Genomic DNA, 14,427 nt, shown 5'->3' with positions numbered 1-14,427 from the left:
CGGCGACCGCCGCGATTGGGACCGTCGAGGCGACAACGATCGGCGGGACTGGGATCGCCGCGGGGACGGCCGGCGCGACTGGGACCGGCGCGATCATCGGCGGGACGATCACCGGCGGTGGGAGCGCGGCCGCTATCCGCCCGCCTATTTCAGCTCGCACCGCTACCGCTATGCCTGGCGTCCGCCCAGCGGCTTCTACCTGCGAAGCTGGAGCTTCGGGGAGTTCTTCCCCCGCGGCTGGTACGGCCCCGGCTACTGGATCGTCGATCCGTGGCAGTACGACCTGCCCCTGCCGCCGCCCGGCTACGATTGGGTGCGCTCGGGGCCCGACGCCCTGCTGATCGACGAGTTCAGCGGCCGGATCGTCCAGGTCGTCCGCAACGTCTTCTGGTACTAGATGTAGCCCAGCGCCCGCAGCCCCGCGATGGAGCTGCGGGCGTCCTTGTGATGCAGGAAGACCCCGCCGGCGTCTTCCCAAAGCCGCCGGTGCTTGTCGCGGTCGTCCACCAGCACGTCGCCCGGGTGGCAATGCTCGCGCTTCAGCGCAGCCTGGGTCGTGATCACCGGCACGCCGGGGAAGTGGCGTTCGGCCCAGGCTCGCTTCTGCGGCGCGGCCCAGCGGCCGAGCGGCAGCCCGGTGAGGATCACAGGCTCCTTGTGGCGCACCGCCTCGTACAGGACCTTCGCGTCCGGCATCGGTTCAAGGGTTCCGAAGAAGTTCGGCGCCTTGGCGAGCCGCCGCCAGAATTCCTTGATCCCATAGCGTTGCTCGAAGGCGCGGGGCGGCATGCCGAGCACCGCCTGGGCGCCGCGGTCGAAGTCGGCCAGCACGCCGTCGCAATCCAGGTAGATCCGCCTGCGCATGCGGGGTCAGGAACGCGCGTGCAGCGCTAGTGCTCCCGACAGCCGGCGCAGAGGCCGCGGGCCTCCAGCGTCACCTGCCGCACCTCGTAGCCGGCCGCGCGGGACGCCGCGAGGGTTGGGCCGAAGTCGGGCTCGAATTCGGCGGCCTCGCCGCAGCAGTCGCAGATCAGGAAGGCCGCCATGTGTCCGCCCTCGATGCGGCAGGGGACATAGGCGTTCAGGCTCTCGATCCGGTGCGCGAATCCTAGGCGTTCCAGGAATTCCAGCGCCCGATAGACCGTGGGCGGCTTGGCCGGTTCGCCCTGGCCGCCGTAGGCTGCGATCAGGTCGTAGGCCTTCAACGGCGCATCGGCCGCCAGCAGCAGCTCCAGCACCCGCCGGCGGGGCGGCGTCAACCGCTCCTGGGTGTCCGCGCACCGCGTCTCGGCGGCCGCCAGCGCGCGGCCCAGCGCCGGGCCGTGCAGGCCGTGGTGGTCATGATCATCGTGATGGTGGCAGGCGCCGCTCATGGTCCTCAGCTAACCCACTTCAATGCCGAGCGGCAACGCGCTTGACGAATGGTTATGTTATTTCATAACGATGACGCCCCAGTTCAAGCCTGCCGTCGAAAAGGCGCTCCATGTCACGCGTTCCCCTCTTTGCCGCCGCCGGCGTTCTCGCGTTGCTCGCCTCTCCCCCTGCGTTCGCGGCCGACGACGCCGGTGGTGGCAAGGACCTGGCGGAGGTGGTCGTCACCGCCGCGCCCTACGTCGTCTCGATCGACTCCACGACCACCAGCGTCAATGTCGTGAAGCGCGAGCAGCTGGACCTGGCGCCGTCGGCGGGCCTGGGCGACGTGCTGGCCAATCTTCCCGGCGTGCGCTCGTCGTTCTTCGGGCCCGGCGCCAGCCGGCCGGTGATCCGCGGGCTGTCGGGTCCGCGGGTGCTTGTGCTGACCAACGGCGTCGGGCTGATCGACGCGTCTGGCCTGTCGCCCGACCACCAGGTGGCCAGCGACCCGCAGGAGGCCGAACGCATCGAGGTGCTGCGGGGCCCCTCGGCGCTGGCGTACGGCGGCTCGGCCATCGGCGGTATCGTCAACGTCATCGACAACCGGATTCCCTCGACCTTCCGCGAGGGTGTGCATGGTCGCGTCCTCGGCTCGTACAGCACCGGCGACGAAGGTAAGGCGGTCTCCGGCGCCGTGGCTGCCGGCTTCGGCGGCGGCTTCACGCTCACGCTGGACGGAACCCACCGCCGCAGCGACGACTACGAGATCCCGGTGGACCCGATGTCCAAGGAACTCGCGGACCAGCTCGGCCTGCCCGCACCCTCGCGCGCCCGGACCAAGGCGCCGAACACCTACGTCGACCTGGACGCCTTCGGCGGCGGCCTGTCGTGGGCCGGCGAGCCGGGGTGGGGCGGCGTGGCGATCAAGCACACGGACAGCTCCTACGGCAGCGCGGCCGAGGAAGAGGTCCACATCGACCTGAAGCAGACCCGGGTGGACGCGCGTGGCGGACTGAATTTCGCCTTCGGTCCGTTCGAGAGCGTCAAGTTCAGCGGCGGCTACTCCGACTACGAGCACACCGAGTTCGAAGGCGAGGAGCGCGGGACGACCTTCCTGTCCGAGGGCTACGAGGGGCGCATCGAACTGGTGCAGCCGGATCGCGGGGGCTGGCAGGGCGCGGTGGGCGTCCAGGGCCTGCATCGCGACTTCGACGCGATCGGCGAAGAGGCGCTGATCCCCGCCACCAAGATCGACGAGATCGGCGTCTTCACCCTGCAGCGCCTGGACCGGGACAGCTGGGGCGTCGAGGGCGGGATCCGGATCGACAGCCGCTCGATCAAGAACGAGCGGGCCGATCGTGACTTCACCAACATCTCGGCGTCCGTCGGCGCGTTCGTGCGGCCGGCGGAAGGCTGGTTCTTCGGCGCCTCGCTGTCCCGCACCAGCCGCGGCCTCACCGAGGAGGAACTGAGCTCGTTCGGGGCCCACCCGGCGACCGGCGCTTTCGAGGTCGGCGATCCCACCCTCGACAAGGAGGTCTCGTACTCCCTGGACACCACGGCCCATTACGCGAGCGAGGCCTGGACCCTGGACCTGCACGGCTTCTACGCCGACTACGACAACTTCATCGATCTGGTCCCCACGGGCGCGATCGACGACGAGTCCGGCTTCCCGGTCTTCAACTTCGTGCAGAGCGGGGCGAAGTTCTACGGGGCCGAGGCCGAGATCGGCTACACGCCCTGGCGCTCGGGCGAGAAGAGCTTCCGCCTGGAAGCGGCGGGCGACTACGTGCGCGGCAAGACCGACACGGGCCCAGCCGTGCGCATCCCGCCGTGGTCGCTCACCGCTCGCGGGGTCTACGAGGACAGCTGGTGGACCGGGACCCTCGAGGTCCACACGGTGGGCAAGCAGGACCGCGTGGCCAGCTTCGAGCTGCCCACCGATGGCTACACCATGCTGAACGCCTCGCTGGTGGTGCGTCCCTTTGCCAGCAACGCCGACCTCAAGGTCTTCCTGGACGGTCACAACCTGACCAACGTCGAGGCGCGCGAGCACGCTTCGTTCCTGAAGGACATCGTCCCGCTGCCGGGCCGCTCGTTCCGGATGGGCGTGGGCTACCGGTTCTAGCGCCGGCGGCTGGCCGCGGCAGGTCGATCGGCTAGAGTGCCGCCGTCCACGAGGAGAGCGGCATGCGGCGCATCTGGCGTAGCTTCACCATGGCGGCCGCGGTCGCGCTGCTGGCGTTCGGAAGCGCCGCGGCGACGCCCGAGCCGGCCACGCACGACTACGTCATCCGGGACTTCAGGTTCCGCAGGGGCGAGACCCTGGCCGAGCTGAAGATCCGCTACACACCCTGGGCGCGCCGAAGACCGACGCCTCAGGCAAGGTGACCAACGCCGTCCTGATCCTGCACGGCACCGGCGGGACCGGGCGCCAGTTCCTCAGCCCGCAGTTCGCCGACGTGCTGTTCGCGCCGGGCGGCCTGCTGGACCCGGCGAAGTACTTCATCATCCTGCCGGACAATATCGGCCACGGCGGCTCGTCCAAGCCGTCGGACGGCCTGCGGATCAAGTTCCCGAAGTACGACTACGCCGACATGGTCGAGGCGCAGCACGTGCTGGTCACCCGGGGCTTGAAGATCGAGCGCCTGCGGCTGCTGATGGGAACGTCCATGGGCTGCATGCACGGCTTCCTGTGGGCCGAGACGTGGCCGCAGGCCTCGCAGGCGCTGATGCCGATGGCCTGCCTGCCCGTCGAGATCGCGGGCCGGAACCGGCTCTGGCGCAAGATGGCGATCGACGCGGTCCAGGCCGACCCGGCCTGGAAGGGCGGCGACTACGCGGACCAGCCGGTCCAGGGCCTGCGGACCGCGCAGAGTCTGCTGATCCTCGCCGGCGCCTCGCCCTTGCCGATGCAGAACCAGCTGCCGACCCGCGAGGCCGTGGATGCCTGGATCGGGCCGGAGCTGGCCCGGCGAATGGCGCCGGTGGACGCCAACGACCTGATCTATCAGCTCGACGCCTCGCGGACCTACGATCCGTCCAATGACCTGGAGAAGATTGTCGCGCCCATGACCTGGGTGAACTCGGCCGACGACTTCATCAACCCGCCTGACCTCGGTATCGCCGAGCGCGAGGCGAGGCGGCTCAGGACCACGCGGTTCGTGCTGATTCCGGCCAGCGAGAAGACCCGTGGCCACGGCAGCCACACGTGGGCGGCTCTGTGGAAGGACGAACTGGCGGCGCTGCTGACGCGGTCGGAGTAGGAACCGATCCCTCCCTCAGCGGGGAGGGACCATCCCTAGTCCTCGGAGTCGGCGGTGGCCGGCGCGGCCTCGCCGCCCTCGAAAGTGCGCGGGGCGCGGCGGCGGCGGGGTTTGGGTTTCTCTTCGCCGGCGTCGGCCGCGGGGGCGGGCCGGGTCACGGCCTGCAGGAAGGCCGGCGCGTGGCTGGCGCCACCTTCGGAGTCGCGCAGCATCGGGCCACGTTCCTGGGGCGCAGGGTCGCCCTGCGGCTGTACGACGGCCAGGGGATCGCGCTCGGGCCGGTCGTCGCGGTCACGGTCCCGGTCACGGTTGCGCTCGCGGCGCGGACGGTCCTCACGCGGGGCGCGCTCCTCGCGCTCCAGGCGCGGCCGGTCGTCGGCGGGACGCTCGTCGCTCTCGGCGCGGGGCCGGTCGTCCCGGGGGCGATCGTCGCGCGGACGGTCATCGCGGGGCCGATCATCGCGGTTGCGGTTGCGGTTCTGGTCACGGCCATCGCGATCACGCCAGCGGTCGCGGGAACCGTCGCCGCCGCGGTCCCGGTCCCGCGGACGATCGTCCCGGTCGCGGCCCTGCCATTCGCCGCGGTCGCGGTTGCGGTTCTGGTCGCGGTTCTGATCCCGGTCACGGTTCTGATCGCGCCCTTCGCCGTCCTCGCGAGCCTCGTTCTCCGCGGCGGCCTCGTCGGCGGCCATCGCTTGTTGCTGGCCGCTCTCATCCTCGAAGTCGATGTCGTAGCCGGAAGCGAACTGGTCGCGGTTGTAGATCTCGCTTGCCGGCCGGTTCGGTTGGATGGCGCGCAGGAGCCGGAAATAGTGCTCCGCGTGCTGCAGGTAGTTTTCCGCCAGGACCCGGTCGCCGGCGGACGTCGCGTCGCGCGCAAGTTGCTGATACTTCTCGAACACGTGCTGGGCGTTGCCGCGCACCTTCACGCCGTCGGGGCCGTTCGAATCGAACGCGCGGTTGGCGTTATGCTGCTGCGGCTTGCCGCCGCCGCCACCGCCGCCGCCCCGATTGCGCCCTCGCTGGCGCTTCATACCCTTGAAATCTCTCATAATTCGGAAACCGTTCGGTTCTTCCCTAGCGTCCCTATCGACGCCTTGGCCTTCAGCGTGGTCGAGCCTTGGCCCGGTCAGTCATGTGAAGACGTGTGTTTTCCCCGTCTTCCGCCCGGAAGCTCATCAGCGAGAGGCTAGGAAGCGTCGCGCCTGTCGGGCCGGGCGGGCGTCCTTCATGGGGACGCATCTACCTGCAACACCGACGAATTTGGGTGGAGACGTGATCTGATGTAGCGAGTCAGCCCGCCGTTTCCAAGGGCTTTTTCTCGCCCACCACGACGCGGTCGCGATCGGCGAGGTCGCGGACCGTCTGCACGAACACTGCGCCGGCCGCCTTGAAGAGGGCCTCCACAGCGTCTTTCTGGTCGTAGCCGATCTCCACGGCGAAGCGGCCGCCGGGCTTCAGCACGCGCAGGATCTCGGGCGCCAGGATGCGGTAGTGGTCCAGGCCGTCGGCGCCGCCCTCCAGCGCCAGGCGCGGCTCGTGGTCGCGGACTTCGGGCTCCAGGGTCTCGATCACGTGGGTGGCGATGTAGGGCGGGTTGGAGACCACCAGGTCGAAGGATGCGTCCTCGAGGCCCGCCGTCCAGTCGCCGCGCAGGAGCGCCACGCGGTTCGCCAGGCCCAGCGAGGCGGCGTTGTCCCGCGCCACGGCGAGCGCCTCCTCGGAGACGTCCACGCCCAGCCCCTTGGCCGCCGGCCGCTCGGCCAGCAGGGCCAGCAGGATCGCGCCCGAGCCGATGCCCAGGTCCAGGATCCGCCAGGGGGCGTTCTCCGGAAAATCACGCAGCGCGAACTCGACCACGGTCTCGGTGTCGGGCCGCGGTGTCAGCACGTCCCGCGTGACGCCCAGCATGATCTTCCAGAAGCCCTTGCGCCCCAGGATGTGGCTGACCGGCTCGCGCCGTTCGCGGCGGGCCACATAGTCCTCGAGAGTCGCCTCGTGCTCTGCCGTAAGCGCGCGATAGGGATCGGTGACGATGTCCATCCGTGTCGCTTCGGCGGCGGCCTCCACCAGGAGGCGTGCGTCGATCACCGGACTGGAAATGCCCGCCGCCTCCAGGCGCGCCTTGGCCCCCTGCCAGGCCTTGAGGAGGTTCAGGGTCATTGCGGCGCCGTGGCCGCGTCGCCCAGGGCCACGCGGCCGGCAGACGTCATCTGGATGTAGATCCCGCAGAACATGTGGCCGTAATTGTCGAACAGAGCCTTCACCACGTCGAGGTCGCGCACGGCCGTGGTCGGATCGACCCCGGTCGCCGCGCAACGGACGATCGGCTTGAACACCTTCGCCCGGCCCCAGCCGACCATCAACTCACGGCCGCTCCATTCGTTCTCGGCCCAGGCGGGCCAGCCTTCGACATAGAGGTTGCCGCGGAAGCGCAGTGGGTCCAGCTCCACGCCCATCTTCTGGGAGAGGTCGCGGACGCTGGCCATGTTGATCACCGAGACCTGGCCCAGGGGATGGTCGGTGAAACGGAAGCCGCCGCGGGCGTCCACAACCCTCAGGGGCCCGCGGAGGTCGTCGGCGTCCAGGAACGCGGTCAGCCACGCGGCGAACGCCGCCCGCCCGTCGGCGTCGGCCAGTCGCCCGGCGTAGATCGGCGCGCCCGGCGCCTCGGCCGTCAGGACGCCGCTGGCCTCGTCGTAGCGGGTGCGCGCCGCCGCCACCTTCGGGATCGCGGCCAGGACCGTGAACTTCTGCTTCGGGGTGAAAGCCGGGGCGTCGGGGTCATAGCCGGACGGCCCGTTCTCCACCGCCCAGATGCGGTCGTGCGGAAAGCCCTTGCCGGGGGCGAGGTCCACGTAGGGCAGGCGCTCGGGAGTGAAGCCCTTCACCGGATGGCGATAGATCGCCGCGACATGGCCGCTCATGGGCGGCTTCTGGCGGAATCGGCGCCGTTGCTCAAGCTTCGTGCGTGTTGGGGAACGGACCGCGCGCTCGGCGGGTTAGCTCGGTCGCCGTGGGAGCGTCGGAAGTGAGTTCGGCCCCAACATCTTCGCCGCCGCGTCGCCGGGCCATCCCGACGGCCGCAAGCCTCGCGCCCTGGGCGCTGACGGCGGCGCTGGCGGCTGCTTGGTGGACGTCGGCGCGGCAGCGGCCGGCGCCGCAGCCCCTGCGCGTCGAGCCCAAGCCGCAGCCGGGCCTGAGCCGGCAGACCGTGGCCGAGCCCGCCCATTTCGAAGCCCAGGAGCCCGGCCGCGGGCGGGTGGCCGAGCGCCCGCGCCACATCCCCTGGCAGGGTTGGAAGGACATCCTGTGGCGCACCTGGCGCGAAATCGGGCAGGACCGGCTGACCGTCGTGGCCGGCAGCGTGACGTACTACACCCTGCTGGCGATCTTCCCCGCGCTGGGCGTCTTCGTCTCGCTCTACGGCCTGATCGCCGACGTCACCCTCGTGGAGCGGCAGCTCGTGCAGCTGTCGGCGATCTTCCCGCCCGAAGCGGTGCGGCTGATCGGCGAGCAGATGCTGCGCCTGGCCAACGGCCAGGCCGCCGGGCTCTCGGCCGCTTTCATCATCAGCCTGCTGTTCTCGATCTGGAGCGCCAGCGCCGGGATGAAGGCGCTCTTCGACGGCCTGAACATCGCCTACGACGAGACCGAGAAGCGCAACTACCTCCTGCGCACCGCCATCACCTATGGCTTCACCCTCGCGCTCCTGGTCTTCCTCGCACTCGTCAGCGGGATCCTGGTGGCGGCCCCCCTGGCGCTGGAGGCGCTGCATCTCCGGGAGCGATGGATGATCGCGGCCCGCTGGCCGCTGGTCTACGCCGTCGCCGCGGGCGCATTCTGCATCGCCTACCGCTACGGGCCCAGCCGGCGGCTGGCGCGCTGGCGCTGGCTGATTCCGGGCAGCGCGGCGGCGGCCTTCCTCTGGATGGCCGGCTCGGCCGGCTTCTCCTGGTATCTCAACAACGTCGCGCGGCTGGACGCCACCTACGGGTCGCTGGGGGCTGTCATCGGCTTCATGTTGTGGATCTGGTTCTCGGTGATGGTGGTGCTGATGGGCGCCGAGCTGAACGCCGAGATCGAGCACCAGACCGCGATGGATTCCACCACCGGCCCGCCCAAGCCGATGGGCGAGCGCGGCGCCGCCATGGCCGACACCGTCGGCCTGCGCTTCATCGGTTTCCGCAAGGGCGCAGGCCAGCTCCTGGGCGTCGTTCGCCGGCAGGTCCGGAACCTGCGGCGCAAGCCGGCTCGGGGGACGCCGCCGCTGGCCACGGTGACAGAGGCAGACGCCCGGCAGTCCGAGCGACGTCGCCCCTAGGTCGGACGATCGGTCTGCCTGTGCTCCATATATCGGGCCGTGGCCTCGGCGGTCTCCGGCCCGAAGTAGCGGCCGACCACATGCAGGGCCAGGTCGATGCCGGAGGTCAGGCCGCCGGACGTGGCGATCCGGCCGGTGTCCACGAACCGGGGGGTTCGCTCCAGCTGCACCTTGGGGAATTCGCGGGCGAAGTCGTCATAGAAGTCGTGGTGCGTCGTGGCCTTCAGCCCGTCCAGCAGCCCCACGCGGCCCAGCTGGAAGGCCCCGGTGCAGACGCTCATGGTCATGTCGGCCTTTGCGGAGGCGGCCTTGAGCCAGGCGCGCGAGGCCTCGGTCGATCTCTGGGCGGGCACGACGATCACGTGCGGCTGCGGCGCGGTGTCGATGCTGTAGTGGGGCTTCACGACCAGCCCGCCGGTCATCTGCACGGGCTCGAGGGTCGGCGCCACGGTGAACAGCCTGAACGGGTGGGCCATCTTGCCGTCGACCATCGGCATGGCGTCCTGGAAGGTCTCCCACGGGCCGGCGGTGTCGATGACGTTCGCGTTGTCGCCCAGCATGAAGGCGACGAAGATCAGCTTGCGCGCGGGCAGAGGGGACGCAGCGACGGCGGGGGCGCCCACGGCGGCGGCCAGGCCGGCGGCAAGCATCTGGCGACGGTCCATGCGGGTCCTCCGATCGGTCCGCAACGCTAGGCTCGCGACCGGCTTGGCGAGAAGGACGCTCTACGGTCAAATCGCGCCATGAGCCTGGCGCCCCCGCACCACGTCGCCGTCCTCGCCTTTCCGGACGCCCAGATCCTGGACGTCACCGGCCCGCTGGAGGTGTTCTCGCGGACCAGCCGCTGGCTCCGCGACACCTGGAAGGCGCCCGAGGCCTACCGGATCGAACTTCTGGGCCTGCGATCCGGACCGTTCCGCACCTCGGGCGGTCTGGATCTCGTCGCCGCGCGCGGGTTCGCCGAGGTCGAGACCTGCGACACGCTCCTGGTGGCCGGCGGCATCGGTTGGGAAACGCCCGCCGCCGACGCGGCCCTGCTGGCCTGGCTGCGCGCCATGGCGCCCAGGACGCAGCGGATCGGCTCGATCTGTACAGGCGCCCTGGTCCTCGCCGCAGCCGGGCTGCTGGACGGCCGGCGCGCCACGACCCACTGGGCCTACTGCGACCGCCTCGCCGCCCTGGCGCCCGGCTGCAAGGTCGATCCCGACGCGATCTATGTGCAGGACGGCCGGCTGTTCACGTCAGCGGGAGTGACCACGGGCATGGATATGGCCTTGGAGCTCGTCGAGCAGGACCACGGCAAGGCGACGGCCGTCGCGGTCGCGCAGGAGCTGGTGATCTATCGCAAGCGGCCGGGCGGCCAGGCCCAGTTCAGTCGCTTCCTCGAGGCCGAGCGGCGGGACGACCGGCTGGGGGCGCTGCAGCTCTGGATCCTGGATCGTCTGGACGAGGACCTGCCGCTGGATCGCCTCGCCGCCGCGGCGGGGATGAGCGCGCGGCACCTGTCGAGGCGTTTCAAGGAGGAGGTGGGCGCGTCGCCGGCCGCCTATGTGGCCCGAGTCCGCCTGGAGGAGGCCCGGCGGCGGCTGGAGACCGGGGCCCAGAGTCTGAAGGACGTCGCCAGGACCTGCGGCTTTGCCGACGAACAGAACCTGCGCCGGGCGTTCCGCAAACACGTCGGCGTCGCGCCCCGGGCGTACCGGGAGAGGTTCAGTTGAACTCGTCTTCCAGCGCCGCCAGCCGGGCGGCCTGATCTTCGGCGATCAGGGGATTGATCACGTCGTCGAGGGCTTCGCCCTCCATAATCTTGGGCAGGTTGTAGAGGGTCAGGTTGATCCGGTGGTCGGTCACCCGCCCTTGCGGGAAGTTGTAGGTGCGGATGCGCTCCGACCGGTCGCCCGAACCGACCTGGCTCTTGCGGGCGTCGGCGCGGGCCGTGTCCAGGGCTTCGCGCTGCTGGTCGTACAGCTTGACCTTCAGGGCCTTCATGGCCCGGGCGCGGTTCTGGTGCTGCGACTTCTCGGAACTGGTCACCACGATGCCGGTGGGCAGGTGGGTGATACGCACGGCGGAGTCGGTCTTGTTCACGTGCTGGCCGCCGGCGCCTGACGAGCGGTAGGTGTCGATCCGCAGGTCCTGGTCGCGGATCTCGATCTCCACGTCCTCGGGCTCGGGCAGGATGGCGACCGTGGCCGCCGAGGTGTGGATGCGCCCCTGGGCCTCGGTGGCCGGCACGCGCTGCACCCGGTGCACGCCGCTCTCGAACTTCAGCCGGCCGAACACGCCGTCGCCGGTGATCGCGGCCACGATCTCCTTGTAGCCGCCCATCTCGCCCTCGGTGACCGAGTCGATCTCGACCCGCCAGCCGTGGTTCTGAGCATAGCGCTGGTACATGCGGAACAGGTCGCCGGCGAAGAGGGCCGCCTCGTCGCCGCCGGTGCCCGCGCGCACCTCGAGGATGGCGGAGGCGTTCTCGTCTTTGTCCTTGGGGGCCAGCAGCAGGGCCACCTCGTGCTCCAAGGCCGGGATGCGCTCCTTCAGCGCCTCGAGCTCCAGGCGGGCGAGGTCGGCCATATCGGGGTCGCCGGACGCCGCCATCTCCTCCAGCTCCGGGGCCTCGGCGCGAACCTTCTCCAGGCTCATCACCGCGTCGGCCACCGGCTTCAGCTCGGCGTGCTCCTTGGACAGGCGGACGATCTCCGCGCCGTCGGACGCCGCGCCCATGCGCGCCTCGATCTCGCGGAAGCGGTCGAGCACCTGGTCGAGCCTGGCCTGGGGAAGTCGCAACGTTTCGGTCCTTTGAAGGGCGCTGTCTGTAGCCGGAACCGGGCCGGGCGCCAAATCCGCGCTATGGTCGGTGCGGGAGGAGACCGCCATGTACCACGAAGGCAATCGGGCGCTGCAGGACGCCTTCGGCAGCCGCGCCCTGGCCGACCGGCTGGACGAGAAGCTGCGCCACGATCGGTTCACCGAGGCCGACGCCGCCTTCATCGCCGCCCAGCCGTTCTTCTTCCTGGCCACCGCCGACGCCGAGGGGCGGCCGGACTGCTCGTTCAAGGGCGGGCCGCCGGGGTTCGCCTGCGTCGCCGCGCCGGACCTGCTGGTGTTTCCCGACTACGACGGCAACGGCATGTTCAAGAGCCTGGGCAACATCGCCGCCAATCCGCACGTCGGCCTCCTGTTCATCGCGATGGGCGAGAAGGCGGGACGCCTGCGCGTCAACGGCCGCGCCGAAGTGGTCGCCGACGATCCGGCCCTGGGGGGCATGCCGGGCGCGCAGCTCCTCGTGAAGGTGACGCCCGTGGACATCTTCCCGAACTGCCCGCGCTACATTCCCCGCATGGCGATGGAGGCCGCCTCGCCCTATGCGCCTGCCGACGGCGCGGAGCCGCTGGAGCCGAAGTGGAAGGCCTTTCCGGACTTCGCCGACGTCGTCCCGCCACGGCGCCGCTGATCGGAACGCTCCGCGCCTCCGGGTGTTACGGCCCCCGGTGACATACGGAGATTGGAAAATGGCGACCGAACGCGTGACGGAACGCAACGACGGCATGACCCGCGAGCGCGTGGTCGAACGGGATGGCGGCGGCACGACCTATGTGGACACGGGGCGGGGCTCAGGCCTCGGCGGCGTCCTGATCGGCATCGCGGTGCTGGCGATGGTGGCGATCGTCGCCTTCTTCCTGCTTCAGTCGAACCGCAACGACGCGATGCGAACCGAAGCGGTGACCAGCGCCGCCTCCAGCGTGGCGGACAGCGCCGCCGGCGCGGCCGAAGGCGTCACCAGCGCGGCCAGCCAGGCCGCCGACGCCGTCACGCCGCAGTAGTCTCGCGCAAGAAAAAAGGGCCCGCTCCGTCGCCGGAGCGGGCCCTTTCGGCGTCTTGCGACGCGATGGCCTAGACGCGCTCGCCGGTCAGGGCGGCGTTGCCGAACATGCCCAGCTTGCAGTTGCCGGTCATCTTGTCGCCTTCGACCTTGGCCGTGAACTCGAGCTTCATCGGCATCGGATTGGTGATGTCGGTGCTCCAGGTCAGGTTGTCGCCGTCGACCTTGCCGGTCACTTCCTGCGAGCCCATTTCGCTATCCACCTTGCCGGTGAAGGTGTCGCCGCTGGTGGTGATGCCCACGTTCATCGTGCGCGCCCCCATCGGGGTGTTGATGGTGACTTTCCAGTTGCCGTCCGCGGACATCTCGTCCCTCCCAAGAATTGGACGCGCACCTAAGCGCGGAAGGGCGGGGCGCGCAAGAGTGACGCGGGCGTCACTTTTGTGATGTTACTCCGCGGCTTCCAGGGAGGAGGATTTTTCGGCCTCGATCTGGGCGGCGCGGGCCTCCACCAGGGCGACGATATGGTCGACCATGCCTTCGTTGTCCTGCTTGTGGTCGGGCTTGCCGGCCACATAGACCATCCCCGCTCCCTTGCCGCCGCCGGTGAAGCCAAGGTCGGTCATCAGCGCCTCGCCCGGCCCGTTCACCACGCAGCCGATGATCGACAGGCTCATGGGCGTCGCGATGTGCGACAGGCGTTGCTCCAGCGCCTCGACCGTCTGGATCACGTTGAAGCCCTGCCGCGCGCAGGAAGGACAGGCGATGATGTTCACGCCCCGGTGGCGCAGGCCCAGGCTCTTGAGGATATCGAAGCCGACCTTCACCTCTTCCACCGGATCGGCCGCCAGGCTGACGCGGATCGTATCGCCGATCCCGGCCCAGAGCAGCGAACCGATGCCGATGGCGCTCTTCACGGTCCCGGTCCGCGTGGCGCCGGCCTCGGTCACGCCCAGGTGCAGCGGGCAGTCGATAGCCTCGGCGAGCTGCTGGTAGGCGGCCACCGTCATGAACGGGTCCGAGGCCTTCACGCTGATCTTGAACTCGTGGAAGTCGTGGTCCTGGAGGATGCGGGCGTGGTTCAGCGCGCTCTCGACCATGGCGTCCGGGCAGGGCTCGCCATACTTCTCCAGCAGATCCCGCTCCAGGGAGCCGGCGTTGACCCCGATGCGCATGGAGCAGCCGTGGTCCCGGGCCGCCTGGATGACATCGCGAACCCGGGCCGCGGAGCCGATGTTGCCCGGATTGATCCGCAGACAGGCCGCGCCAGCCTCCGCCGCCTCGATCCCGCGCCGATAATGGAAGTGGATATCGGCCACCAGCGGGACCTTGGCCGCCCGGGCGATCTCCCGGAACGCGGCGGTGGACTCCTCGTCCGGGCAGGAGACGCGGACGATGTCGGCCCCCGCCTCTTCCAGTTGGCGGATCTGTTCGATCGTCGCCTTGGCGTCGGCCGTCAGCGTGTTGGTCATCGACTGGACGGTGATGGGGGCGTCGCCGCCCACCTCGACGGCGCCCACGCGGATCTTGCGGCTCTTCCGGCGGTCGATGGCGCGCCAGGGGCGGACGCTGGTGTGGGCTTCGATGGTCATGTCCGCGGAAAATAGTCGGTCCCGAAGGGAAACCCAACTGCGGGCTACGGCCGCGGCGGGGGCGGGGGC

17 protein-coding genes are annotated in these 14,427 nt (G+C 70.0%); 8 read left to right on the top strand and 9 right to left on the bottom strand.

Annotated elements, in window-relative coordinates:
• Positions 1–397, top strand: a 397-nt coding sequence (locus tag AX721_RS17525) for an RcnB family protein (RefSeq protein WP_197422626.1), incomplete at its 5' end; no start/stop codon positions are given.
• Here the strand turns inward: AX721_RS17525 and AX721_RS17520 are convergent.
• Together AX721_RS17520 and AX721_RS17515 are read right to left on the bottom strand one after the other, a co-directional pair.
• Positions 394–864: a hypothetical protein gene (locus tag AX721_RS17520; RefSeq protein WP_068877276.1), complete on the bottom strand. Its 471-nt coding sequence runs from the start codon at positions 862–864 to the stop codon at positions 394–396. The two genes, AX721_RS17525 and AX721_RS17520, sit on opposite strands and share 4 nt — an antisense overlap.
• A 26-nt stretch (positions 865–890) precedes the next feature.
• Entirely contained in the window at positions 891–1,373 is a 483-nt protein-coding gene (locus AX721_RS17515) for a Fur family transcriptional regulator (protein WP_068877275.1), read from the bottom strand.
• Between the two features lie 110 nt (positions 1,374–1,483).
• Between AX721_RS17515 and AX721_RS17510 the strand changes: the two genes are divergently transcribed.
• The 3 genes from AX721_RS17510 to AX721_RS17505 all read left to right on the top strand — a co-directional run bounded on the left by AX721_RS17510 (position 1,484) and on the right by AX721_RS17505 (position 4,619).
• Entirely contained in the window at positions 1,484–3,481 is a 1,998-nt protein-coding gene (locus AX721_RS17510; RefSeq protein WP_068877274.1) for a TonB-dependent receptor, read from the top strand.
• 62 nt (positions 3,482–3,543) lie between these two features.
• Positions 3,544–3,744 (top strand): hypothetical protein, encoded by a 201-nt coding sequence (locus AX721_RS28395; RefSeq protein ID WP_231733372.1) that lies wholly within the window; start codon positions 3,544–3,546, stop codon positions 3,742–3,744.
• Positions 3,741–4,619, top strand: coding sequence for an alpha/beta fold hydrolase (locus AX721_RS17505; RefSeq protein ID WP_231733371.1), 879 nt, complete (start codon positions 3,741–3,743; stop codon positions 4,617–4,619). Before AX721_RS28395 ends, AX721_RS17505 begins: the two co-directional genes overlap by 4 nt.
• 35 nt (positions 4,620–4,654) lie before the next feature.
• Here the strand turns inward: AX721_RS17505 and AX721_RS17500 are convergent, their stop codons facing one another.
• The 3 genes from AX721_RS17500 to AX721_RS17490 all read right to left on the bottom strand — a co-directional run bounded on the left by AX721_RS17500 (position 4,655) and on the right by AX721_RS17490 (position 7,546).
• Positions 4,655–5,671, bottom strand: coding sequence for a DUF4167 domain-containing protein (locus AX721_RS17500; RefSeq protein ID WP_068877273.1), 1,017 nt, complete (start codon positions 5,669–5,671; stop codon positions 4,655–4,657).
• Positions 5,672–5,912: 241 nt separating this feature from the next.
• Positions 5,913–6,782 (bottom strand): peptide chain release factor N(5)-glutamine methyltransferase, encoded by an 870-nt coding sequence (gene prmC, locus AX721_RS17495; protein ID WP_068877272.1) that lies wholly within the window; start codon positions 6,780–6,782, stop codon positions 5,913–5,915.
• On the bottom strand, positions 6,779–7,546 hold the full coding sequence (locus AX721_RS17490; RefSeq protein WP_068877271.1) for an MOSC domain-containing protein: 768 nt from the start codon (positions 7,544–7,546) through the stop codon (positions 6,779–6,781). Before AX721_RS17490 ends, prmC begins: the two co-directional genes overlap by 4 nt.
• A 104-nt stretch (positions 7,547–7,650) precedes the next feature.
• Between AX721_RS17490 and AX721_RS17485 the strand changes: the two genes are divergently transcribed.
• Complete coding sequence (locus tag AX721_RS17485; RefSeq protein WP_231733370.1) at positions 7,651–8,943, top strand: YihY/virulence factor BrkB family protein; 1,293 nt, start codon at positions 7,651–7,653, stop codon at positions 8,941–8,943.
• Here the strand turns inward: AX721_RS17485 and AX721_RS17480 are convergent.
• Positions 8,940–9,608, bottom strand: a complete 669-nt coding sequence (locus AX721_RS17480) for a DJ-1/PfpI family protein (RefSeq protein ID WP_068877270.1) — start codon at positions 9,606–9,608, stop codon at positions 8,940–8,942. The genes AX721_RS17485 and AX721_RS17480 overlap by 4 nt on opposite strands.
• A gap of 78 nt (positions 9,609–9,686) precedes the next feature.
• Here AX721_RS17480 and AX721_RS17475 point away from each other — a divergent pair, with 78 nt between their 5' ends.
• Positions 9,687–10,661: a GlxA family transcriptional regulator gene (locus AX721_RS17475; protein WP_068877269.1), complete on the top strand. Its 975-nt coding sequence runs from the start codon at positions 9,687–9,689 to the stop codon at positions 10,659–10,661.
• On the opposite strand, the gene prfA is transcribed toward AX721_RS17475, so the two are convergent.
• On the bottom strand, positions 10,654–11,730 hold the full coding sequence (gene prfA, locus AX721_RS17470) for a peptide chain release factor 1 (protein WP_068877268.1): 1,077 nt from the start codon (positions 11,728–11,730) through the stop codon (positions 10,654–10,656). The two genes, AX721_RS17475 and prfA, sit on opposite strands and share 8 nt — an antisense overlap.
• A gap of 88 nt (positions 11,731–11,818) precedes the next feature.
• On the opposite strand from prfA, the gene AX721_RS17465 reads away from it, so the two are divergent.
• Together AX721_RS17465 and AX721_RS17460 are read left to right on the top strand one after the other, a co-directional pair.
• A complete protein-coding gene (locus AX721_RS17465; protein ID WP_068877267.1) occupies positions 11,819–12,397 on the top strand; it encodes a pyridoxamine 5'-phosphate oxidase family protein in 579 nt (192 codons plus the stop codon).
• A gap of 58 nt (positions 12,398–12,455) precedes the next feature.
• Positions 12,456–12,767, top strand: a complete 312-nt coding sequence (locus tag AX721_RS17460; RefSeq protein WP_068877266.1) for a hypothetical protein — start codon at positions 12,456–12,458, stop codon at positions 12,765–12,767.
• 70 nt (positions 12,768–12,837) lie between these two features.
• Here the strand turns inward: AX721_RS17460 and AX721_RS17455 are convergent, their stop codons facing one another.
• Both AX721_RS17455 and ispG read right to left on the bottom strand, forming a co-directional pair.
• On the bottom strand, positions 12,838–13,131 hold the full coding sequence (locus tag AX721_RS17455) for a hypothetical protein (RefSeq protein WP_068877265.1): 294 nt from the start codon (positions 13,129–13,131) through the stop codon (positions 12,838–12,840).
• Positions 13,132–13,215: 84 nt separating this feature from the next.
• Complete coding sequence (gene ispG, locus AX721_RS17450; protein WP_068877264.1) at positions 13,216–14,358, bottom strand: flavodoxin-dependent (E)-4-hydroxy-3-methylbut-2-enyl-diphosphate synthase; 1,143 nt, start codon at positions 14,356–14,358, stop codon at positions 13,216–13,218.
• Positions 14,359–14,427: the final 69 nt, after the last annotated feature.

This window comes from Phenylobacterium sp. CCH9-H3 (assembly GCF_001557235.1).
GTDB lineage: Bacteria > Pseudomonadota > Alphaproteobacteria > Caulobacterales > Caulobacteraceae > Phenylobacterium.
This window is presented reverse-complemented; position numbering and strand designations above follow the sequence as displayed.

What these genes read in the sequence shown, in the direction of transcription:
- AX721_RS17520 (WP_068877276.1), bottom strand. Translation starts at nt 864, where the DNA reads ATGCGCAGGCGGATCTACCTGGATTGCGACGGCGTGCTGGCCGACTTC.
- AX721_RS17515 (WP_068877275.1), bottom strand. Translation starts at nt 1,373, where the DNA reads ATGAGCGGCGCCTGCCACCATCACGATGATCATGACCACCACGGCCTG.
- AX721_RS17510 (WP_068877274.1), top strand. Translation starts at nt 1,484, where the DNA reads ATGTCACGCGTTCCCCTCTTTGCCGCCGCCGGCGTTCTCGCGTTGCTC.
- AX721_RS28395 (WP_231733372.1), top strand. Translation starts at nt 3,544, where the DNA reads ATGCGGCGCATCTGGCGTAGCTTCACCATGGCGGCCGCGGTCGCGCTG.
- AX721_RS17500 (WP_068877273.1), bottom strand. Translation starts at nt 5,671, where the DNA reads ATGAGAGATTTCAAGGGTATGAAGCGCCAGCGAGGGCGCAATCGGGGC.
- prmC (WP_068877272.1), bottom strand. Translation starts at nt 6,782, where the DNA reads ATGACCCTGAACCTCCTCAAGGCCTGGCAGGGGGCCAAGGCGCGCCTG.
- AX721_RS17490 (WP_068877271.1), bottom strand. Translation starts at nt 7,546, where the DNA reads ATGAGCGGCCATGTCGCGGCGATCTATCGCCATCCGGTGAAGGGCTTC.
- AX721_RS17480 (WP_068877270.1), bottom strand. Translation starts at nt 9,608, where the DNA reads ATGGACCGTCGCCAGATGCTTGCCGCCGGCCTGGCCGCCGCCGTGGGC.
- AX721_RS17475 (WP_068877269.1), top strand. Translation starts at nt 9,687, where the DNA reads ATGAGCCTGGCGCCCCCGCACCACGTCGCCGTCCTCGCCTTTCCGGAC.
- AX721_RS17465 (WP_068877267.1), top strand. Translation starts at nt 11,819, where the DNA reads ATGTACCACGAAGGCAATCGGGCGCTGCAGGACGCCTTCGGCAGCCGC.
- AX721_RS17460 (WP_068877266.1), top strand. Translation starts at nt 12,456, where the DNA reads ATGGCGACCGAACGCGTGACGGAACGCAACGACGGCATGACCCGCGAG.
- AX721_RS17455 (WP_068877265.1), bottom strand. Translation starts at nt 13,131, where the DNA reads ATGTCCGCGGACGGCAACTGGAAAGTCACCATCAACACCCCGATGGGG.
- ispG (WP_068877264.1), bottom strand. Translation starts at nt 14,358, where the DNA reads ATGACCATCGAAGCCCACACCAGCGTCCGCCCCTGGCGCGCCATCGAC.